Here is an 18,944-nt window from a genome sequence, read left to right on the forward strand (position 1 = left end):
GAGAAAGTCACTATGGTGGTGGAGGAAGATCTACGACTGCCACTGGAAATGGCTCTGCAGGTGGTAACTATGGTTCAGGAGGATCGGGAGGTGGCTCTACCAGTTCTAGTGCTTCCGGTGGTACTGGAAGTGCTGGGTTAATCGTGGTCTGGGAGTTTTCTTGATGGCATTATTTTTACTATTAAAAAAGTTTCTGAAGTCTGCATTTTCATTTTTATCTATGCTAATTTATATGGAAAGTCTAAGTAATAATCAACCAGTAAAAGGAGAAGTAGTTGTGAACAAAGCTGATATTGAAGACCGTGTTTTGAAGATTAAAGCTGAAATGGAATCCACTAAAGCTAATTTTGCTAAACTCGAAGGACATTTAGCAGAAGCGATGCATTGGTTAGAGATGATAAATCAAGTGGCTGCTGAATTTGAAAAAACAATGGAGACTGAAGATGGCGGAAAAGTGGATCCAAAAAATGGGAATGAAAAAGGGAGCGCTTCATAAAGAACTTGGTGTTCCGGAAGGCAAAAAAATACCTAAGAAAAAGTTAGAAAAGGCTGCACATGCAGGTGGTAAAGAAGGCAAACGAGCTCGTTTGGCCGAAACGTTAGGGAAACTCAATCATAAAGGGAGATCTAAAAAATGAAACGAGAAGAAATGAAAGAACATAAAAAAGAACATAAGAAAAAAGAACATAAGAAAGAGCACAAAAAAGAACATAAAAAAGAACACCATAAAAAATAAGGGGTTGTTATGAAACGTACAATCCGTGCTGATGTTGATGAAATACTCGATGATAGAGAATTTGAGAATCATGATGAACTGCTTACTACTGCAGAAGATGCAGGTAAACATGGGGTTCGCACTGATATCTATGCAGAAGGGTGTGATTATATCGGTGTTGATGATATAGATAGAATTAGAAGGAAGAATTTAAAACATAAACTAAGATAAATTATAGGGAGATATCATGGCCGCTACAACTACAATAACCTCGATTTTGAGGGAGTTTAACCTTACCCCTAACATCGTGGGTATTGTAACCACCGCAAATTTAGCAACTATTACAGCCGCAGGCTATGTAACCAATGAAGATGCTAATATCCAATTATTAAATAATGGTGAGTTTCAATGGCTCCCAAGTGATATCGTTTTAATTTATTATTCCCCTAATCAAATTGGATTTTTTACTTATGACCCCGTTAACTTTACATTTATTGAATTAGCACCTTCTAGTGGATTATCTGATTCGCTACCTAGTGGCAATATATTCGTAGGAAACGCCTCAAATATTGCAACAGGTGTCGCTGTAACTGGGATCCTTTCAATAACCAACGCAGGTGTTACCTCTATTCCATTAACCTCTGCGCATATTTTAGTTGGTAATGGCTCAGGTGTTGCAGCTAACGTTGCTATGTCAGGCATCGTCGCTATTACTAACGCAGGCGTAACCTCAATTCCCCTAGCTTCGGCTGATTTACTTGTGGGAAGCTCTGGAGGTGTAGCGGCCCCTGTTGCCCTAAGCGGAGATGGAACCCTCTCTAATACCGGTGTCCTTACGATTGGCGCAGGTGCCATCACAGGCTCTAAGATTGCAAATAATGCAGTTGATTATGCGCAATTAGCCCTAGATGTGGCCGCCACAGCGACTGTTACCTTAACAGCCACTCAAATCAAAGCCTTGTATGACACTCCTGTGCAATTGATTGCAGCCCCTGGTGCAGGAAAACTTATCCTAATCGATAATATTCTATGGGACATCGCCTTCGTAACCACGCAATATACAGCAGGTGGTGTATTAGCAGCTCAATACGGGAACACCGTTCATGGAGCAGGCCCAGTCGCCTCTGGTACGTTAGCGGCTGCTTCCTTAAACGGAGTCGCTGCATCAGGGTTCTTGTCAAATGGTGGTATTGCTGGAAGTTTAAGCGTAACCGCTACAGCCTCTCTTAATACTGCTGTGTATTTGTCCAATGCAACGCAAGATTTTGCGACCGGCGATTCAACGGCTATCCTCTATGTGCGATATAGGATCGTCACACCCGCCTAAAACTGAGGCCCTTCGGGGCCTTTTTGCAAAGGATTTGCAATGACTAAAGACCAATTAAAGTCATGGTTAAAACATTATGAAGGTTACGATAGCAAAGCCTATATTGATACGAGAGGTAAACTCACAATAGGTTGGGGTAGAGATTTACAAGATGATGGCATATCAGTGGATGAAGCCAACTACTTACTTGATAATGACATGGCAATAACTGAAAAAGAATTACTTGCAGAAAGTTTCTATATCAATGCGCCACCCAATGTTAAAGATGCTCTTTTTAATATGTGCTTTAATTTGGGTATTGGAGGACTGTTAGAATTCAAGAACATGATTGCCGCTATTGAATCTAAAAACTATACCGAAGCTGCAAGAGCCGCATTAAATAGTGATTGGGCCATGCAAGTAGGACAAAGAGCAAAGGATGTTGCTCTTATGATGCGAGGGAGCGATGAAGAATGAAGATGTTGCACAAATAAATTTCATGAATTGGGTTTCTTACAATTTGCCTGATGTTTTTGAAGATACCCATCATTTTGCTAATCAGCGCAGTTGTTCCATCCAAGAAGGACGCAAACTAAAACGGATGGGTGTTAAGCGCGGGGTTTCTGATATTTTTGTAGCCATTCCAAAAAATGGTAAAGCAGGACTTTGGCTCGAATTAAAAGTAGGAAGCGGAAAGCTTTCCAAAGAGCAAAGTGATTTTTTGGAAAGAAAAAAAGAACGCGGCTATGATTGTCATGTTGCCTGGGGCTATTCTGAGGCAATTGATATTTTATTAAACTATCTGGAAATCTCTAGTTCTGATTGTAACTCAAACTGTACTAATATTCTGTATAATAATTAATCTTTTTGTTAGTATTAATTTTATACATTTTAAATAGCTGTAAACTTACTAGTTTGTATACATTTAGTATTACAATAGATACAAAAGTTGTATTTTTATATATATGTCTGATTATCACAGTAATTAGACTTTTGGTTCATATATGAATGGTCGAGTCATTTTTTGAAGTGGGATTATTGATTCATCATATTGAGAGCTTGGGAATCTTTTAAGCCATTCCTCTTTTTCTGGACACCCATAAAAAAACGCCTCTTTTGAATCACAGAATACTGAACCGAATATTTCATCATGCATTTGAATTAGTCCGCATTTGGTACACGCTCTATTTTCCAATGAAAGAGACACTTCAACTAATTTTTCATTATCTGTCATTATTCAATCACTTTTATTTTTTAATAATTTTTCCTGGGTGTCACTTTTTGTGGTTTCTTCGCATTTCTGACAATAAAGCACGTAATTATAAGGATTAGTATGCCATTCATGCTCACAACAATTATCAATTATTAACTTTGCTTTGTCGGATATATCAGAATATTGTGTTCCTTTATAATTTTCGTAAATCATTTGCAACTCTTTTTTCGTGAAGTAATTCATTCTATTAACCTATGACACTTTTTGCATTTAATAGCCTGATGATCATAATCAATGTAACCAGATTCATGATCGCAATAATTATCTATCATAGACCGGAGTTTATTTTCAAGTTTCATCGGGTCATGTCTCCAGAGAAAATGAAAAGGCTCCATAGTCATTAGAAAATATTGTAATTCTTCTTTCGTAAAGTCACTCAACAAAAAAATCCCCGCATTTTTTACATTCCATTACGGAAGGATTATGATTTTCTTTGGATTCTAAATGCTCGCAATAGTTATCAATCATGGATTTAAGTTTTTCTTTTGAAGATTTAAGCGTTTCAGCCGATTGTTTATTGTTATAACTTACCGCATTAACGCATGTTAAAATATTTTCTAGTTCTTCCTTCGTGAAGTCATTCATTTCTAATAAATCCTTTAATCTTAATGAATAATTTTTTCCAAAATGGAATCAAATGGTAAGGAAGTTCTGGGGTGGTCAAAAAAGCCAATTGTCTTCCACAATAACTACAAATATAGATGTCCCATCTAGGGATTTTAATATCCTTGCATATACATTCTTCCTTGGTGAAGTCATTCATATCTTAATAATCTCTGAATCTTCAAAAAACTCTGGACACTCACTAGCTTCTTTTTTAAAGCACTTGTAACAAATTAACTGAATTTCATCTCCTATGGTAGTATGCATAAGAATCAATTCTTTCTTTTTTTCTGATAACCACATTTTCAATTTACATATTGGGCAATCAACTAATTCTGAATGTGATTGATCCTCTGGCGCTTTTTTGTATAAAGAATATGGCGGACATGCGATGATTATTAAATCAATCATTTAGTTCACACATTTTTTTTATCTATATCCTTAGCCATAGCAATTACACTATCCACCAATGATTTATCATAAGTCTCAATCCGGCAGCGCAATTGGTTTCTAAAACGTTTATCAAACCATTGTGCATCAACGATAAAGCCAGAAGCATTATTGCCCGACGTGACAATCGTAGTTATTTTGCCATTAATATTATGGCTTACGATTTCTTTGGCAACATTAGCCGAGCCACCAGAAATCTCTACATTAGATTCATCATAAGTACAGGTTAAATCATTTTGGGATACAAAGAATAATCCCCACGCAGACCATCCTTTGTATTTGTCATTGTCCATAAACATCCCTGCAGGTGAATAGCCAATTGAAGACTTTACAAGGCTTAATGGTATGTCCTGTCCTTTATATGCAAGCTCCAATTCATTAAATGTTCGGACTAAATGCGTATTATGAAGCGTCGTATCGGTTGCTGATTCCTTATAGTCCTCATCAGCTGCATGCTGGATATTCTGTAGTGTTAAAGCATAAGTATTATATTCTTTAACATAACCAGTTTTCTTAATAGCACTTTGTCTTGCTTGGAATGCCTGTAAACCTTGTTTAGAGATATTCATTTTAGACATAGGCCTGATATGTACACCTGAATGCGGCTCAGGAACATGACTTGTACCGAAGATCATCTTTGCTAATGCTTTGGGCATTTTGTGAGGCTTAGACGGGTCTTTATCGACGGCTGCAAAGTATGCTTGGTTCTCTGGAGTTTGTGGGATGTCCATTTGTTGGGATTCGGAGCTTTTTGCTTGGTTACAAAATAGAGAAATTAATATTATTGAAAGACATATAGTTTTAAGTAATTCATACATATTATTACCACCCTTCAGTTAAGTTACAGCCAGTTGCATAGGTGTAGCAATCATAGACTTCGTAGCCATTCAAATCCATGTAGAAGTGATACCCTTCAACTACCCAAGGATTATGCTCATCTTGGGCTTCAGTCCAATGGACAATTGCACAACGGTGTCCATATTTCATGAATGTATTTTCGGAATGATCGCCTAACTTCTTAGAACGGTGTATCGAAAATACGCGCCACCAATGTTCTTCTTGACCATTCCAAGTGATGGATTCATTGACGCCTGCGCAATTAGCTCTACTGTGGCAAGTGGTTTTGAATGTTCCGGCATGAGTTGCTGTTGAAAGTAGTAATACGGAAATTCCTAATAGCTTAAAACTGTACTGCATTACATAAAACTCCTTCTGAAATAAAACGACGTAGTATATATTATTTATTTTGTAATGTTATGCTAATATTAATAACCATCCCCATCTTTTTATTCGAATTATCTCTCTTAATCCCATGGGCCTCGGTGACTTATGTTTTAAACAACATTAATCAACGGAGATTATCATGAGTGATCATCAAGATAAATGCGGTTGCTGTCAATCTATGCAAGGTATACAAGGCGAACAAGGTGTCCAAGGTCCACGTGGACAAGACGGGTTGCAAGGTCCACAAGGTATTCAAGGACCACAAGGGATTCCTGGTTCTTGTGTTGCTTGTGGTGGCGGAGATAAAATTCCTGCACCTGAATTTGCAGAAATTTATTCCACACAAAATCAAAGTTTAACCGCATCTACTGGTCCTAATTTGGCTGGTCAAGTTGTCTTATTGGAAAAAACAATCTTTGCAACTGCAAATATCGACGTTTCAATGGCAGCTATTAATGGACAAATAACTATAAAGCGTGCCGGTTGGTATGATGTATTTACAGGAATGTGTGGATCATTAAATCCAATAGCCACGCCTCTTCCTGTATGGACATTAAGTTTATTTCAAAATGGTGTGATTGTTCCTGGATCTACTTTTGCGAACATGACTTTGAGTCCTGATCAACAAGCTAACGAAATAGTAGCAGATGTGTTCGTACATTTGAACGTTGGAGATGTTTTAACACTGGCTAACACATCTACGGCCACTGTTACTCTGACTGCACCAACACTAGGTACTAATGCTCAGACTAATAGTGCTTACTTGAAGATTATTCTACTTCAAGCGGACTAATCCTAAAGGCCAGATTTTTGGCCTTTTTTAATCGAAAAATTTCTTCTTAATTAAAATGCCATTCTCATTTGGTGTTATTAATAATCTAGATGGTGTATTAATTTCCTGTAGCATTTCTTCAACCTTATGTCGTTTCATAAGGTACGGGTACCATTGAGATGATTTATTACAATGACGCCTTACAAATTGTCCGTAGAATACATTCTTAGCCTTTTCGCTAGAAGGCGTATAATGCTCGAAGATATCCCGTTTTCTTCCGTTATTGTCTATGCAAGAATATATACAGCTTACTCTAAATTTATTATTAGTTCCGGATAATGCATATTTGGCGCCTAATACGCGAACTTCATGGTAAGATTTCTTAACTGTATCCAGATTTAGTTTGGCATTAGGATCAATTAATTCTATTTCGCAAGCCCGACAATGACGCGCTGTAATATCGTTATTAACTTTACAGTCTTGATTGTGGCACTCTTTAAACTCAAAATAATAATCACATCGTTTGTCATTAACACTACCTATGCAACGCCTAGCATGTTCTGTATTCATTACATTACATTGAGGGCATAAGATTACATAAGGCTTGTCTTTATCAATAGTGCTTTGTACTGCATCTTGTAATATAGGGTCGTCCCAGTCGCGATGACGCTCTATATTGCCGGCAAAGTCTAAGATAAGAGCTTCTGTTTTATTGGTATCTGGCGAAAGCCGTAAGACCCTCCCCATAGTTTGAACAAGCAAAACAAGGCTTTCTGTGGGTCTTAAATAGGCAAGCGTGTCATAAGCAGGGATATCAACCCCGACGCTAATAATAGCGATATTAACCAAATACTTTATTTTACCTTGACGAGCTGCATCTAAAATCCTTGTTCGTTCCTCTTGAGGCGTATCGCCAAGAATCAAAGCGCTTTGCGTCTCAGGGAGGTGACTTAAAATCTCTTCAGCGTGACGCCTAGTAGTGGCAAAGATGAAGATACCAAATTTTTTTTGAGATTCCATGATATGGACAATTTGTTTACAGATAAGTTCTGTAATACGGGTACTTTTATTAATAACGAACGCTAAATCTTTTTGGTCAAATAGACCATTTTGTTTAATTCTAACTTTTGAAAAATCTATGATTAGTTTTTCATCAACAGAAAAATGAGGGGCTATGAGATATTTATTTTTGATTAAGTCAAGGGTTGTAATATTTCCCACTTGGGTTCGGAATAAACAATCGTTCCCTACGATAGCCGTTCCTTTAAATCTGTAATTGGTTCCCGTGGCTCCTAAGATTCTCATGTCTTTATATTCTTGTTTGTAATGACGTAATATACGCATAAAGCAAGAGTTAATATTATTAAAATTAATAGCATGGGCTTCATCTACTACAATAAGATTAAATTTAATCTGGGATATTGTCTCATTTTTATTAATGCCATTTAATATTGATTGGGGTGTACCGAATATAACAGAGCCTGATGTATCTTTAGAATCAAGCGCTGCACAATAAATAGAGGAATCTCCACCTTGTATATTAAATGTAACGCAATTATTTTGTACGAGTTCAGAGTTATTTACAAGGCATAGAGCGCGTTTATGCGCATGTTGAATATCTAATAGTATTGATGCGATCATAAGGCTCTTTCCAGACCCTACAGAGGCCATGAGGAGGACTGGCTCATTGTCTTTTTTTAAGAATTTCCAGCACTCATTAACTGCTTGTTGTTGGTAATTACGAAGTATTTTCATTTTTTGCTTTTAGATATTCTTCATAAGCTTCTTCTGGGGTATCATATGTGCCAATATATATTTTTTTTCTATTAGCATACATAGCGCAAGCAAATCTTTTATTTACTGGATGTACTCCAATAGGATATTTTCTTTTCTTAATATTATTTGTTGGAAATTTTAAAAGAGATGATTGTATAGCTGATTCTAGACCTTCTCCTGAATTAATCAGAGATGTAACGTTTTGATAAAAACATTCTGCATCTTTTTCTAAATCCCATGATCTAATATGTTTTGCTTTTCCGTTCCCAATAGATAATATAACGCGGTATTTATTTCTGCTTTTAGATACACCTCTTGTTTTTGGATTGTAAAGTGTTGTATTTCGGTTGTTTATCTCAGCCAAATTTTCTATTTTATTGTCCATTGGATTGTTGTTTATATGCTTTATATACTTGGGACATTTTTTAAAATGGTATATAAAAACACATTTAGCTATTGATATTAAAATGATTCTACCAAGGATTTTTTTGTTTAGGGTAAGAGACATTCTCCCGTCTTCACTTATATGACCTATAACTCTGTTTTTTCTTTTTGAAAATAATTCTCCATCTTGATACTCATAATTCTCATGCAAATATTCATAAATCAAATCAACTTCATCTTGAGTCATTTGCGTCGCCCCATTCAACAACCCAAGCGAGCATTTTTTTTACATTCTCAATTAATTCTCCATCATAAAATTCTATTAATTTATCTTTTAATATTACATTTCCAGAGCACGTACATTTTAAATTCCTATATGAAATATCGTTTCTATATCTAAAAATTATTAAATCATATGTAATCGGTTTTAATTTTTTACCATTAAAATTAAATCTTGGAACATGTATTTGTGATGGCAATATTTTTAGTAAATCTTCTAATTCAGTCATTTTTCAATCTCAATTGGATCAGGTATGCAGAAATGCGTTGTTTCATGCAAAGGATATCTATCTCCACTGTGAGTTTCAAAATGATAGCCTTGATCTTTTAAGTGATCCCACACGCCCGTATGTATATATCCAGAGGGAAGCCTAAATATTATTTGATCTCCTGTTTGACCAGGTTTAAATCTTTTTGATGAATACCATTTCATTGTACACCCTTAAATTTCTCCAAATCGCTAGACAAAATCCTAACAATAGAAGTAATAATCTCTTTTCTGATAAGATGTTCATCGGCATGAATATTAAGATGCGCCAAAGACTCTAAAGTCCTTTCTATAGCAAAGTCTATTTCTGAGTAAATACATTCCAAAATGTCTTTAAAAGTTACTTTGAACATCTCATCGCAAATATTTCTTAGATCATTCATGACATACCCTATTGAATTTGCACATCTTACATTGGTACCAGAGAGGTGAGTTATTAACCCGTAGTGGCGGAATAACGGCTTCATAAACCATTTTAGCTTTCTCACGTAAAGACAAATAAAATGTTTCATCAAAAGTTATCATTTCATCCCAAATATCACTATTGTCTTTATTTAATACAAGTATATAGGCTTTATGAAATCCAGACATTCCCATATAAGATTGTAATTGTGCATAATACCTAAGACTCCATTTTTTTAAACCATCTTTGACAAATCCCTTAAAGCTCGAATCTTTAGCGGTTTTAATCTCTAGTATTGCCTCTAGTTCTGGCAGAAATCCATCAATATGACCTTGGAAATACAAAAGCTCTTCGTCTTCATACTGTAATTGATGACTTACAAATTTAACATTTGAGAGAGTCAACCAAGAAAAAACTAATTGTTCTAATTGCTTACCAATATCAAAAGTTCTTTTTAATTTATTAGTTACAATCTCCCCATCTGCATTTTTAAACTCATACCAAATCTGACGTAAACAATCAGAGCCTATACTTGAGGCTCCGATATAATTACGTTTTTCATCCGATCTATAATCTATGGACTCTATTAACTTAGTAAGCCTTCCTATTGTCATTATTAGTTCCTTCAAAACGGAATATCGCTTTCATTATTCACGTGTTTATTTCTAGAAAACGCCGAATCAAACAAGTCATTGGCCTCATTGAGATGGTTATGGGTAACCACGATCTTAATGCCTGTCTCACATTTAAACCCTGTTTGCGGATGAACCTCGGCCACCCAGTTATATTGTTTACCATCGGCATTAGGTTCAGTTTCACGTATTTTAATGCCTGCAACCTTGTCTATGAATAGTGCTAAATCTTGATCAGTTGGATCGTTAGAATGACGCGGTTTTAAATTATAAAGATTGAATAAGAGCTTGAGCATATTCAAAGCACGATGACGGGTTTTTACAGGGTCTTTGTCGCGACTATCACCCCATACTTTAATTTTCTGCTCAACTTTGGCGCCTCTGAAATCTCCATCAGTTAGTGTCCATTCAATTTTCAAAAATTTATTTCCGTTATATTCATCATTGATAAATTTGTCAATTCTAGCTAATGCCATGGTACCATCCGGCACCAAGACAAAGCTTTTCGCAAAAGCATCTTGACTACTTCCTGTAACCTCTCCCAAATCACTCTCCCAAAATCCAGCCATCTTTATCCCCTTAGTTATAATAGTTTTCTACGGCATTTTTGACTAACAGTAGATCGTTGGGAATTAATAATCCCTCAAACATATCCATAGGAGCCTTACAAACATGGCTGCCATCATTTTGCGTTAAAAATTGATACTGACCATCTCTGACCTTGGTATGCAAGCAAACTGTTACCATCGCTTGTAGGGTAATTTTATCGTCTAATAATTTCCCAACAGTTTTAGGTTTTGAAATTCCCGTGTTATCAATTTCACTGTGAGACAATACAAAACAGGTTAAATCATCACGACTACTAGTTATGGCGCACATAACCTGCCACATGTGCTGAGCTATCTCACTAAAACGATCAAATCCTTTCTCACAAGCTCTATTCATAAATTCATTTGCCATTAGAAAATGGGCATCATCTATTATTAAAGTGGTGATATCAGGACGTCTTTCGTTAATTGCACGAATGTATGCAATAATTGCATTGTAGTCATCCGAACAATAAAAATTTTTATTTTCTTCGTTATAGGATTTTTTATACCCTTTAAAAGGAAGCGGTTTATCTAGAATAGAAATAATAAACGTGGATTTTGGATCAAGGTTTCGAATGGAAGTGGACTTGCCACTTCCTGATTCGCCTATGACTAAGACAGTATTGCTCATTGTGTACGCTCCTTGATAACTATACTTGCCTTCCCAGGCTTCTTATCAATCAATTGTGCTAAAGTATCTCTCACTTCCTTCGGGGCTTCGGCAATATATTTATCACATAAGCGTTTATCGATAGTATAAGATACAGACTCTTTTATCGGATTAAACTTTTCCGGCAAATTAAATTCGTGTGATTCATAACATCTTTTATTCAATGAGTAAATAAAAGGTGTCTTCACCTCAATTTTCCAAACGTTATACTCATAAGACTTCTGGCCTTCATGTTCATGGCCAATAGCTCCTATGATTTCGTTTGTTAATTCTTCCTTGCGTACAATAAACTTTGCAAGCTTTTTGTTAAGCTGTTCAAGCTCTTGAATACTTTTTTCTAAAATATGTTCCCTTTCTAATGTACAATTTTGATTTTGCATGATATATACCTCTTCACTTTTTTTAGTCTGCGTCGGTAGTGACGTAAAAGAAGTATAGTACAAGTCCTTGTACCCTGTCAAGTAATCTGCCATAATAATTTTATATTTTTTTAAGGAGTCACATATGCGTCCAAAAGAGGTTTATCGGTATTACAAAAGTTCTTATGCATTCAATAAAGAAACGGGTATGTCACGCGCTACCTTGGGCAATTGGTTAAAGTGGGGTTATGTGCCTTTAAAATCACAAGTTAAGCTGCAACGATTAACTAAAAATGATTTAATGGCAGAGTGGCATCATGATTGAACAGGGAGGATTTTGTGACGGACGAACAGTATATCGATCATGAGGTGAGGCTCAGGGTTTTGCATGAGGTTCAAGATATTAAATTTAGGTCTATTGAGCATGTGGTTAAATCGGTAGATTCTAAACTTAATTGGTTAATAACTTTATTTATTAGTTCTATATTTATACCAATTGTACTTAGGATTTTTGGATTGGTGTAAATTGATTAATAAGAATTTGGAATATGATATTGTATGCTAGTTAAATAAATTTAGGGCATCCTGCCCTTAGCCTTTGATTCAACTGCAAATTGAGGAAAGGTACATCCTAAAAAGTTCTTTAAACGAGAACAACACGGGCCAACAAACCCATTAACTGCCGAAGCAAAGGCAATTAACAAAAAATTAACGAGTCCGGAGCGGATTCATCAACGGAGCAATTGTATCATGACAGATCATACATGCAACACAAAAAAATTTAACTTACCTGATTACTTACATATTCCATTTTTTCTTTATCAAGATGATCGACTAGAAAAAACATCCACATTTATAGCTGCATTTTTTTATTCCCTTCACACAGCGGGAAAAAATATAAAAGCCTCAACTGATTATCTTTGTCAATTAACAAAAATTAATAAACGCCAATATTATAACATCATGAATCAACTCGAAGAGTTTAAGTATATTCAGCGCACTGGATTCACCAATAGAAAAAAAATCAATTGGATTTATAACCCTAAATCAAGCATAACTGTTCTGGAATTAGACACTAGTGCACTGGAGTGCACCACTGTACAAGAATCCAACACTAGTGCAATCGACTGCACCAAACTAGTGCACTCCATTGCACTAAACTACTGCACTCCATTGCATACAGATATTAAAGAAGATATTAAAGATATAACTACTACTACAGGGCTCACTTCAAAACCGGTAGTAGTAGTAGACAATTCAAAAACCCTAACAGACCATGAAAAATTCTCTTTGTCGGAATGCTATGAGAAAAATCCTTTTCAATCGGAGAATATTAAAACTTTAGAAGATTTTCTAAGTGCCGCTTTGTATTCTTTACTTAATCGAGAGGAAAAGTTCACGAGACAGCAAAGATTAAGAGGAATTTTAAAGTTTGTACGTGAAAAGCAATTTGATGAGCCTAAAGGATGGATTAAGCAACAAAGGATTATTGATAAACCTAAAATGAGAAAACCTGATGATATAGAGTTTAAAAGACACGAAAAGGGTGTTCCTGGATATGAATGGGTTTCTGGAATTATTGAGTTTCAACTTAGCCTCCCAAAACCTGATCAAGAATACTTACAAATGTATCACTCACGAGCCACAGGATATAGCTGGGTAGGATGTTCAGCTTATGTTCAATCTCAGGAGCTTAAAATAAAACAAAAATAAGGATTAATTATCATGGATGATAATATTTTCTCAGAACCTGGTATTTTAAAACAATACTCTCACCTAAGCGGCCCACTAGAATGTATGCCCGTAATACGTAAACTTTTAGGATTACCAGAACATGGACGATTACCAGACAGCGCTATCGGTAGAGCATTGCAAAAGTGTATTGATAACAATAGCTAAGATGTTATGCATAAAGGCTAATTTAATATCGACAAGACTCTTGAGCAAAGAAGACAAACAAGATATGTTACACGGGCTATTACCTGAAGAAACGCTATTCACCGCGGTTAAGTGCTGGATAGAATCCGGTATGCCCAATTACGCAGAAGGCAATACAGAGCCATATAAACGTTTATACTGACTTTTGTTTTAAAAGTGTCACTTAGGTGTTACATTTATATTTTAGGTGCCTTAGCGTTCGTTTAAGGCCTGTTAAAATTGATTTTAAGGGATAAGAAATGCTACAAGGGACTGTGAAGTGGTTTTCGGAGAGCAAAGGGTTTGGATTTATCACGAGTAACAACAAAGAATATTTTGTGCATTATAAAGAAATTAACTCGGACGGGTTTAAAACACTAGAACCAGGAGAGCCTGTAAGCTTTGAGCCTGCAAACTCCCCAAAGGGTGCAATTGCCAAGAACGTTCAGCGCACCTAAGTTCGTCGAGTTCGACTGCAGCAACAGCAAACATCTTCGCTCGCCGGACCATAAACCCTGGTTACCCGGTCATAGTGCAGATGATACTTATGACCTCTCAAGGCGCATTTGAGCTTCCTTAGCATAATTCTAACTCCTTTTTGTTAGCGTTGTTGTATGAAAATAGAAAGTACTTGCAGAATCTAGCAAAGCTATCTACGGCAAACTCATGTATTGAGTCATCTTCTAGGAGGGTTTCGCCATTTTCGTCATCAATTTGTATTTCAAAGGTGTTTGAGGTGCGCTTTCTGACCCAAACATCCATATCTTCAGCCATTAGATCGTAAAGCGTTATATCGCTTAAGGTTTTCATTAGTATCTCCCTATAGCTCTGTCTAGCTGAATTTCTATATAGCCTTCAGCATAGTCTTTTGCATCCTGCATTGTGTTAAATGAATCATCGCTATCTATATCACCAGAATTTGTATGAATTGTAAAATACCAATCGTTAGGATAATCTTGGTCATTCCAAACCGTATATTTTGTTCCCAGATAACTGTCGGTATCTTGTTTCATGATTTCTCCCTAATTTCTAAAATAATATCCCTAACTGCTTCCCGGTCAAGGTCATCAGCCTCAAAAGATACACCATTCAATGGCTGACCTAGGGTTCTTTTTAATCGAATACATGTGGCGTGCCATACTTCTTCACGAGTCGCTCCGATATCGTATATTTCATCTTTACCGTAGAACTTCATTACGCAATCTACAAAATCTTTCATTTTTTATCCTTTGCTATTTATGAACGTTTCTAATTTTTCTATGGATATTTTTAAGTCCCCAAGTAACTTTTTGAGATTTTCTAAAGTTCCACAATCTGAATTTCTAAAGGTGCAGATGCCATTACAATAAAAAATCTTTGTTTGGTATTGCATAAATTCCAATCCATGATCGGTTTCCTCAAATTCAAAATTAATATTCATTTTTATATTCACTTGGCTAGTTAACAAAGGAGATGGTACAAGTACTTGAACTATATGTCAAGTAATTTGAACTAAATATTTAAAATATTTTATTGTGTAATTAAATTGTGCTATCGTTACCGTGTGGTACATTATTAATCGATTAATAGATGGAGCTACTATCATGATGGAAGTCAAAGATTACACAGAGGAAGAAGAATACAATCATTACAATGGTGTCAAGTCTATGTATGGGAAGATTGTAGATGAACAATGCCGTGAACAGCCAAAATACTGTTGGCCAGGGGAAGCTGGTGAGAACGATGGTGCCTTAGTTGGCGAGCATAGAAATGTGCAAGCAGGCCCTTAAACACTGATGCTTAGAGACTATAAAGACATTTTTGTACGGGATTTACACAGATTTAAAGGTAATTCCCGTACCCATTCTGAACAACAAATAAACAAGATCATTCGCTCTATCAATGCCTTCGGTTTTACTAATCCACTCTTAATTGATGAACATAATACTATTATTGCAGGGCATGGGCGCTTGGAGGCTGCGATTCAGTGTGGTATTGAGAAATTACCTTGTATTGTGTTGTCAGGCTTAACCGATGCACAAAAAGCAGCTTTGGTAATTGCTGATAACAAGATTGCACTAGATGCAGGCTGGGATAATGACCTTTTGGTTAGCCAATTTGAGTATTTGAAAGGATTTGATTATGACCTGACGTTGACAGGTTTTGACCTTGATGAGTTGGTTGATATTTTTCCAGATGACGCGCCTGAGGTATTTTGTGGTGAGGATGATTGCCCTGATGTGCCTGCGGAACCGGTCACAAAGCTTGGGGATGTTTGGATGTTGGGTGAGCATCGTTTGATGTGTGGTGATAGTACTAATATTCTTGACGTTGACAAATTAATTGGTAAAACACCTATGGATTTAATATTTACTGATCCCCCTTATAATGTTGGCTTCAAGGGTCGGTCTGGTAAATTTGATGTAATCAAAAATGATGATTTAGAAGATGATGAATTTGAACATTTTATCTCATCTATTGTTACTATGATTTGTTTACTCAGATGTCCTTATTATGTATGGTGTAACTGGAAGTTTTACGCTCTTTTACAAAATACTTTAGAGTTTACTGCATGTATTGTTTGGGCTAAAAACAACTTTGGTATGGGTTCTGGATATCGCCATCAACATGAGTTTTGTTTAACAAATGCAAAGATTGATGAATCGATTAAAAATGAGTCTGATTTGTGGATTGTTTCAAAAGACACAAATTATATTCACCCTACTCAAAAACCTGTGGAACTTGCTATTAGAGCATTAGGAAATCACAAAAAAGCTATCAATATAATTGATTTATTCGGAGGCTCAGGATCCACCTTAATCGCATGTGAGAAAACCAAACGCAAATGTTTTATGATGGAACTTGACCCAAAATACTGTGATGTTATTATACAAAGATATGAAAATTATACCGGTAATAAAGCTATCTTGGAGGAATGATGCCAGATAATACTCCACATGAACCAACAGAGAAGACGCGTGCTGAGGTTGCAGCATTAGTAAGTTTTGGCAATAGTCAGGAGGAAATTGCGAACTTTATTGGTGTGCATATTAATACATTAGTTAAGTATTATCGCGATGAATTAGACAACAGTATAGTTCGTGCAAACGCTAAGGTTGCAGCTAAACTTTTTCGTAAAGCAATCGATGGAGATGATATCAAAGCTCAAATATTTTGGCTCAAAACACGTGCACGCTGGCGTGAAAAAGATAGAGATGATGATACTACGAATGCTGCCTCACTGCTTGAAAAGATAATGACAGGTGAACTAAAAGTTAAACAATGATTAACATTTATGACCTCCAAGAGTTTGCCCCATCTTTCTTCAAGATATCCGATAAATCAGGAAACCTAATCCCATTTGAATTTAATAGAGCACAGCGTTATGTCCATGAGCGAATAGAAACACAGCTCAAACGTTTAGGCTATATCCGCGTATTAATCCTAAAAGGCCGTCAACAAGGTGTATCGACGTATATTCAAGCACGCTTTTTTCATCGAGTATTAACTGTAGAAGGAACACAAGCTTTTATCCTAACTCATATGACGGATGCCACAAAAAGTCTTTTTGAGATGACTAAGCGCTATAACAATAATCTACCAACAGGATTAGCACCTAAGGCTGATAAGGATAACGATAACCGCCTTGTGTTTAACAAATTCAATTCAGGTTATCGGGTTGGAACAGCAGGCTCTAAAGAAATTGGCCGTTCAATGACTAATCAGCTTTTGCACTTATCCGAATATGCATTCTATGAGAATCCATCAGAAACCAAACGTGGCATTGAGCAGACAGTTGCAGATATTCCAGGTACTGAAAAGATTAAAGAGTCTACTGCTAACGGTATTAGTAATGCCTTTTACATTGACTGGCAAGATGCGAAAGAGAATAAATCTGATTGGGAAATAATATTTGTACCCTGGTATTGGCAAGATGAATACACTAGAGACGCCGTTGGGATGCAATTAACACCTGATGAAGAAGATTGGATGCAACTCTATGGCGATAATGGATTAACTGCACGGCATTTGGCATGGAGGCGTAACAAACTATCTGACTTTGATGGAGACTATGATCAAAAGTGCAAAGGCTTTAGTCAAGAGTATCCGTTTACCGATGAAGAAGCATTCCTCAACAGTATAACGGATACTTTCATTACTGTCGAACCCGTAAACCGTGCTCGAAAAGCTACAGTAGATAGTGATACGTCTTTAGTCATAGGGGTTGATCCAGCCCGTGGTGGAAATGACCGATCAACGATAATCAGACGTCGTGGACGATTAGCTTATAAGCTTGAGGCCCACCAGGGACTAGATACCATGCAGTTAGTGGGTAAGGTCAAGATGATTATCGATAAAGAGCGTCCTAATAAGGTATTTATTGATTCTATTGGAATAGGGGCCGGTGTTGTAGATAGATTACATGAGATGGGTTATATGCAAGTGGTTGGCGTTAATGTATCAAGGAATGCTAATAATACCGAACATTTTCAAAACCTCAGGGCTGAGCTTTGGAGCGAGATGCGCGACTGGTTTACCCAAGACTTGTCTGTGCAAATACCAGATGATCCCGAATTGCAAAAAGAGATTTGTGGACTAGGATATAAATATACGAGCAATGGTCGCTTATTGATTGAGTCTAAGATAGATGCTAAAAAGAGAGGGATGAATAGTCCTGACAAAGCAGATGCACTTATGATAACGTTTGCTTATGGACAACATGCAGGTGGTGGAAATTATGAGGTCAATAGACTCCCCGAACGAAGTAGTGGGATGTTTACATGAATATAAAAAGACACTCTCGAGAAATGGCATGTACTTTATAGACATGTGCCATAAATGTCATGATATTAAGTCCCTATTAGACGATGAATGGGCCGATCATTTATTGATAAATAGAGGAGGTTATTGGAGAGATAATGATAATCTCACAGATAAATAGGCTTTTGTGTAAAGTTTTTGGTCACAAGTTTGAATGGTATATCAGGACACATATGCAAGAAGCACCAAGACATTTTTATTGTAAGAGATGTTGCTGTATAGTCCTACATAATAGATAAGGTGATTAATTTGAGCGATCCTAAATTCCACGCAGAGGCCATTAGAGAATTATTTAATGCGTGGATGCGTAAAACTATTGTAGTACAAGAAAAATATGGATTGGATAGTAAGGAGTATTTCCATATGGTTACCTTCTGTGTAGGTATTTTTATTTCAGAATTATCATTTGAGTTTTTTTCTAAAACACATAAAGATTCAGGGTTTTCTTTGATAGATGATATTGCATTCTTAGGAAAAAAAATGTTAACAGATAGGATTACGCAAGACGCGAACTAAAGTTTAA

28 protein-coding genes are annotated in these 18,944 nt (G+C 36.3%); 15 read left to right on the forward strand and 13 right to left on the reverse strand.

Features of this window, described 5'->3' with window-relative positions; genetic code table 11:
• Positions 1-232: 232 nt before the first annotated feature.
• The 6 genes from VNZ46_RS10095 to VNZ46_RS10120 all read left to right on the forward strand — a co-directional run bounded on the left by VNZ46_RS10095 (position 233) and on the right by VNZ46_RS10120 (position 2,883).
• Positions 233-496 carry a hypothetical protein gene (locus VNZ46_RS10095; RefSeq protein ID WP_325560046.1) on the forward strand — a complete coding sequence of 88 codons (264 nt, stop codon included), beginning with the start codon at positions 233-235 and terminating at the stop codon, positions 494-496.
• Complete coding sequence (locus VNZ46_RS10100) at positions 474-638, forward strand: hypothetical protein (protein ID WP_325560047.1); 165 nt, start codon at positions 474-476, stop codon at positions 636-638. Before VNZ46_RS10095 ends, VNZ46_RS10100 begins: the two co-directional genes overlap by 23 nt.
• Positions 639-745: 107 nt before the next feature.
• Positions 746-946: a hypothetical protein gene (locus VNZ46_RS10105; RefSeq protein WP_325560048.1), complete on the forward strand. Its 201-nt coding sequence runs from the start codon at positions 746-748 to the stop codon at positions 944-946.
• Between the two features lie 16 nt (positions 947-962).
• Positions 963-2,042, forward strand: coding sequence for a hypothetical protein (locus tag VNZ46_RS10110; RefSeq protein WP_325560049.1), 1,080 nt, complete (start codon positions 963-965; stop codon positions 2,040-2,042).
• Between the two features lie 39 nt (positions 2,043-2,081).
• Positions 2,082-2,498, forward strand: coding sequence for a glycoside hydrolase family protein (locus VNZ46_RS10115; RefSeq protein ID WP_325560050.1), 417 nt, complete (start codon positions 2,082-2,084; stop codon positions 2,496-2,498).
• A complete protein-coding gene (locus VNZ46_RS10120; RefSeq protein WP_325560051.1) occupies positions 2,488-2,883 on the forward strand; it encodes a VRR-NUC domain-containing protein in 396 nt (131 codons plus the stop codon). Before VNZ46_RS10115 ends, VNZ46_RS10120 begins: the two co-directional genes overlap by 11 nt.
• A 123-nt stretch (positions 2,884-3,006) precedes the next feature.
• Here the strand turns inward: VNZ46_RS10120 and VNZ46_RS10125 are convergent, their stop codons facing one another.
• The 3 genes from VNZ46_RS10125 to VNZ46_RS10135 form a co-directional block, all read right to left on the reverse strand.
• Positions 3,007-3,255: a hypothetical protein gene (locus VNZ46_RS10125; RefSeq protein WP_325560052.1), complete on the reverse strand. Its 249-nt coding sequence runs from the start codon at positions 3,253-3,255 to the stop codon at positions 3,007-3,009.
• Positions 3,256-4,313: 1,058 nt separating this feature from the next.
• Positions 4,314-5,165 carry a hypothetical protein gene (locus tag VNZ46_RS10130; protein WP_325560053.1) on the reverse strand — a complete coding sequence of 284 codons (852 nt, stop codon included), beginning with the start codon at positions 5,163-5,165 and terminating at the stop codon, positions 4,314-4,316.
• Positions 5,166-5,169: 4 nt separating this feature from the next.
• Complete coding sequence (locus VNZ46_RS10135; RefSeq protein WP_325560054.1) at positions 5,170-5,544, reverse strand: hypothetical protein; 375 nt, start codon at positions 5,542-5,544, stop codon at positions 5,170-5,172.
• Positions 5,545-5,710: 166 nt separating this feature from the next.
• Between VNZ46_RS10135 and VNZ46_RS10140 the strand changes: the two genes are divergently transcribed.
• Positions 5,711-6,364, forward strand: a complete 654-nt coding sequence (locus VNZ46_RS10140) for a hypothetical protein (RefSeq protein WP_325560055.1) — start codon at positions 5,711-5,713, stop codon at positions 6,362-6,364.
• 27 nt (positions 6,365-6,391) lie between these two features.
• On the opposite strand, the gene VNZ46_RS10145 is transcribed toward VNZ46_RS10140, so the two are convergent.
• The 7 genes from VNZ46_RS10145 to VNZ46_RS10175 all read right to left on the reverse strand — a co-directional run bounded on the left by VNZ46_RS10145 (position 6,392) and on the right by VNZ46_RS10175 (position 11,818).
• Positions 6,392-8,098, reverse strand: a complete 1,707-nt coding sequence (locus VNZ46_RS10145) for a DEAD/DEAH box helicase (protein ID WP_325560056.1) — start codon at positions 8,096-8,098, stop codon at positions 6,392-6,394.
• Positions 8,082-8,750: a hypothetical protein gene (locus VNZ46_RS10150; RefSeq protein ID WP_325560057.1), complete on the reverse strand. Its 669-nt coding sequence runs from the start codon at positions 8,748-8,750 to the stop codon at positions 8,082-8,084. The genes VNZ46_RS10145 and VNZ46_RS10150 overlap by 17 nt, the downstream gene beginning before the upstream one ends.
• Positions 8,737-9,012 (reverse strand): hypothetical protein, encoded by a 276-nt coding sequence (locus tag VNZ46_RS10155; protein ID WP_325560058.1) that lies wholly within the window; start codon positions 9,010-9,012, stop codon positions 8,737-8,739. The genes VNZ46_RS10150 and VNZ46_RS10155 overlap by 14 nt, the downstream gene beginning before the upstream one ends.
• Positions 9,013-9,425: 413 nt before the next feature.
• Positions 9,426-10,067: a hypothetical protein gene (locus VNZ46_RS10160; RefSeq protein ID WP_325560059.1), complete on the reverse strand. Its 642-nt coding sequence runs from the start codon at positions 10,065-10,067 to the stop codon at positions 9,426-9,428.
• An 11-nt stretch (positions 10,068-10,078) separates the two neighbouring features.
• The gene (locus VNZ46_RS10165) at positions 10,079-10,654 is read right to left on the reverse strand and encodes a hypothetical protein (protein WP_325560060.1); all 576 of its coding nucleotides are present in this window, start codon (positions 10,652-10,654) and stop codon (positions 10,079-10,081) included.
• 10 nt (positions 10,655-10,664) lie between these two features.
• Positions 10,665-11,306: an ATP-binding protein gene (locus tag VNZ46_RS10170; RefSeq protein ID WP_325560061.1), complete on the reverse strand. Its 642-nt coding sequence runs from the start codon at positions 11,304-11,306 to the stop codon at positions 10,665-10,667.
• The gene (locus tag VNZ46_RS10175) at positions 11,303-11,818 is read right to left on the reverse strand and encodes a hypothetical protein (RefSeq protein WP_325560062.1); all 516 of its coding nucleotides are present in this window, start codon (positions 11,816-11,818) and stop codon (positions 11,303-11,305) included. Before VNZ46_RS10175 ends, VNZ46_RS10170 begins: the two co-directional genes overlap by 4 nt.
• Before the next feature lie 31 nt (positions 11,819-11,849).
• Here VNZ46_RS10175 and VNZ46_RS10180 point away from each other — a divergent pair, with 31 nt between their 5' ends.
• From VNZ46_RS10180 to VNZ46_RS10190, 3 genes are all read left to right on the forward strand, one after another.
• Complete coding sequence (locus VNZ46_RS10180; RefSeq protein ID WP_325560063.1) at positions 11,850-12,029, forward strand: hypothetical protein; 180 nt, start codon at positions 11,850-11,852, stop codon at positions 12,027-12,029.
• Between the two features lie 425 nt (positions 12,030-12,454).
• A complete protein-coding gene (locus VNZ46_RS10185; RefSeq protein ID WP_325560064.1) occupies positions 12,455-13,417 on the forward strand; it encodes a hypothetical protein in 963 nt (320 codons plus the stop codon).
• 464 nt (positions 13,418-13,881) lie between these two features.
• Complete coding sequence (locus VNZ46_RS10190; RefSeq protein ID WP_325560065.1) at positions 13,882-14,079, forward strand: cold shock domain-containing protein; 198 nt, start codon at positions 13,882-13,884, stop codon at positions 14,077-14,079.
• Positions 14,080-14,197: 118 nt separating this feature from the next.
• Here VNZ46_RS10190 and VNZ46_RS10195 read toward each other — a convergent pair whose 3' ends face one another.
• Genes VNZ46_RS10195 through VNZ46_RS10205 form a run of 3 tightly spaced genes read right to left on the reverse strand, consistent with a single transcriptional unit; the run spans position 14,198 to position 14,840 of the window.
• Positions 14,198-14,431: a hypothetical protein gene (locus VNZ46_RS10195; RefSeq protein WP_325560066.1), complete on the reverse strand. Its 234-nt coding sequence runs from the start codon at positions 14,429-14,431 to the stop codon at positions 14,198-14,200.
• Positions 14,431-14,634 (reverse strand): hypothetical protein, encoded by a 204-nt coding sequence (locus VNZ46_RS10200; RefSeq protein WP_325560067.1) that lies wholly within the window; start codon positions 14,632-14,634, stop codon positions 14,431-14,433. The genes VNZ46_RS10195 and VNZ46_RS10200 overlap by 1 nt, the downstream gene beginning before the upstream one ends.
• Positions 14,631-14,840, reverse strand: coding sequence for a hypothetical protein (locus tag VNZ46_RS10205; protein ID WP_325560068.1), 210 nt, complete (start codon positions 14,838-14,840; stop codon positions 14,631-14,633). The genes VNZ46_RS10200 and VNZ46_RS10205 overlap by 4 nt, the downstream gene beginning before the upstream one ends.
• A gap of 556 nt (positions 14,841-15,396) precedes the next feature.
• Between VNZ46_RS10205 and VNZ46_RS10210 the strand changes: the two genes are divergently transcribed.
• The 5 genes from VNZ46_RS10210 (at position 15,397) to VNZ46_RS10225 (ending at position 18,937) form a co-directional block, all read left to right on the forward strand.
• Entirely contained in the window at positions 15,397-16,539 is a 1,143-nt protein-coding gene (locus VNZ46_RS10210; protein WP_325560069.1) for a site-specific DNA-methyltransferase, read from the forward strand.
• Entirely contained in the window at positions 16,536-16,886 is a 351-nt protein-coding gene (locus VNZ46_RS10215; RefSeq protein WP_325560070.1) for a hypothetical protein, read from the forward strand. Before VNZ46_RS10210 ends, VNZ46_RS10215 begins: the two co-directional genes overlap by 4 nt.
• A complete protein-coding gene (locus VNZ46_RS10220; protein WP_325560071.1) occupies positions 16,883-18,385 on the forward strand; it encodes a terminase large subunit domain-containing protein in 1,503 nt (500 codons plus the stop codon). The genes VNZ46_RS10215 and VNZ46_RS10220 overlap by 4 nt, the downstream gene beginning before the upstream one ends.
• Before the next feature lie 134 nt (positions 18,386-18,519).
• On the forward strand, positions 18,520-18,660 hold the full coding sequence (locus VNZ46_RS29380) for a DUF1660 family phage protein (RefSeq protein WP_414693485.1): 141 nt from the start codon (positions 18,520-18,522) through the stop codon (positions 18,658-18,660).
• A gap of 10 nt (positions 18,661-18,670) precedes the next feature.
• Positions 18,671-18,937, forward strand: coding sequence for a hypothetical protein (locus VNZ46_RS10225; RefSeq protein WP_325560072.1), 267 nt, complete (start codon positions 18,671-18,673; stop codon positions 18,935-18,937).
• Positions 18,938-18,944 lie beyond the last annotated feature (7 nt).

The organism is Pedobacter sp., from assembly GCF_035566355.1.
Lineage (GTDB): Bacteria > Bacteroidota > Bacteroidia > Sphingobacteriales > Sphingobacteriaceae > Pedobacter.

Excerpts from the sequence above, each read along its gene's own strand:
- VNZ46_RS10095 (WP_325560046.1), top strand. The coding sequence starts at position 233 with ATGGAAAGTCTAAGTAATAATCAACCAGTAAAAGGAGAAGTAGTTGTG.
- VNZ46_RS10100 (WP_325560047.1), top strand. The coding sequence starts at position 474 with ATGAAAAAGGGAGCGCTTCATAAAGAACTTGGTGTTCCGGAAGGCAAA.
- VNZ46_RS10105 (WP_325560048.1), top strand. The coding sequence starts at position 746 with ATGAAACGTACAATCCGTGCTGATGTTGATGAAATACTCGATGATAGA.
- VNZ46_RS10110 (WP_325560049.1), top strand. The coding sequence starts at position 963 with ATGGCCGCTACAACTACAATAACCTCGATTTTGAGGGAGTTTAACCTT.
- VNZ46_RS10115 (WP_325560050.1), top strand. The coding sequence starts at position 2,082 with ATGACTAAAGACCAATTAAAGTCATGGTTAAAACATTATGAAGGTTAC.
- VNZ46_RS10120 (WP_325560051.1), top strand. The coding sequence starts at position 2,488 with ATGAAGAATGAAGATGTTGCACAAATAAATTTCATGAATTGGGTTTCT.
- VNZ46_RS10125 (WP_325560052.1), bottom strand. The coding sequence starts at position 3,255 with ATGACAGATAATGAAAAATTAGTTGAAGTGTCTCTTTCATTGGAAAAT.
- VNZ46_RS10130 (WP_325560053.1), bottom strand. The coding sequence starts at position 5,165 with ATGTATGAATTACTTAAAACTATATGTCTTTCAATAATATTAATTTCT.
- VNZ46_RS10135 (WP_325560054.1), bottom strand. The coding sequence starts at position 5,544 with ATGCAGTACAGTTTTAAGCTATTAGGAATTTCCGTATTACTACTTTCA.
- VNZ46_RS10140 (WP_325560055.1), top strand. The coding sequence starts at position 5,711 with ATGAGTGATCATCAAGATAAATGCGGTTGCTGTCAATCTATGCAAGGT.
- VNZ46_RS10145 (WP_325560056.1), bottom strand. The coding sequence starts at position 8,098 with ATGAAAATACTTCGTAATTACCAACAACAAGCAGTTAATGAGTGCTGG.
- VNZ46_RS10150 (WP_325560057.1), bottom strand. The coding sequence starts at position 8,750 with ATGACTCAAGATGAAGTTGATTTGATTTATGAATATTTGCATGAGAAT.
- VNZ46_RS10155 (WP_325560058.1), bottom strand. The coding sequence starts at position 9,012 with ATGACTGAATTAGAAGATTTACTAAAAATATTGCCATCACAAATACAT.
- VNZ46_RS10160 (WP_325560059.1), bottom strand. The coding sequence starts at position 10,067 with ATGACAATAGGAAGGCTTACTAAGTTAATAGAGTCCATAGATTATAGA.
- VNZ46_RS10165 (WP_325560060.1), bottom strand. The coding sequence starts at position 10,654 with ATGGCTGGATTTTGGGAGAGTGATTTGGGAGAGGTTACAGGAAGTAGT.
- VNZ46_RS10170 (WP_325560061.1), bottom strand. The coding sequence starts at position 11,306 with ATGAGCAATACTGTCTTAGTCATAGGCGAATCAGGAAGTGGCAAGTCC.
- VNZ46_RS10175 (WP_325560062.1), bottom strand. The coding sequence starts at position 11,818 with ATGGCAGATTACTTGACAGGGTACAAGGACTTGTACTATACTTCTTTT.
- VNZ46_RS10180 (WP_325560063.1), top strand. The coding sequence starts at position 11,850 with ATGCGTCCAAAAGAGGTTTATCGGTATTACAAAAGTTCTTATGCATTC.
- VNZ46_RS10185 (WP_325560064.1), top strand. The coding sequence starts at position 12,455 with ATGACAGATCATACATGCAACACAAAAAAATTTAACTTACCTGATTAC.
- VNZ46_RS10190 (WP_325560065.1), top strand. The coding sequence starts at position 13,882 with ATGCTACAAGGGACTGTGAAGTGGTTTTCGGAGAGCAAAGGGTTTGGA.
- VNZ46_RS10195 (WP_325560066.1), bottom strand. The coding sequence starts at position 14,431 with ATGAAAACCTTAAGCGATATAACGCTTTACGATCTAATGGCTGAAGAT.
- VNZ46_RS10200 (WP_325560067.1), bottom strand. The coding sequence starts at position 14,634 with ATGAAACAAGATACCGACAGTTATCTGGGAACAAAATATACGGTTTGG.
- VNZ46_RS10205 (WP_325560068.1), bottom strand. The coding sequence starts at position 14,840 with ATGAAAGATTTTGTAGATTGCGTAATGAAGTTCTACGGTAAAGATGAA.
- VNZ46_RS10210 (WP_325560069.1), top strand. The coding sequence starts at position 15,397 with ATGCTTAGAGACTATAAAGACATTTTTGTACGGGATTTACACAGATTT.
- VNZ46_RS10215 (WP_325560070.1), top strand. The coding sequence starts at position 16,536 with ATGATGCCAGATAATACTCCACATGAACCAACAGAGAAGACGCGTGCT.
- VNZ46_RS10220 (WP_325560071.1), top strand. The coding sequence starts at position 16,883 with ATGATTAACATTTATGACCTCCAAGAGTTTGCCCCATCTTTCTTCAAG.
- VNZ46_RS29380 (WP_414693485.1), top strand. The coding sequence starts at position 18,520 with ATGATAATCTCACAGATAAATAGGCTTTTGTGTAAAGTTTTTGGTCAC.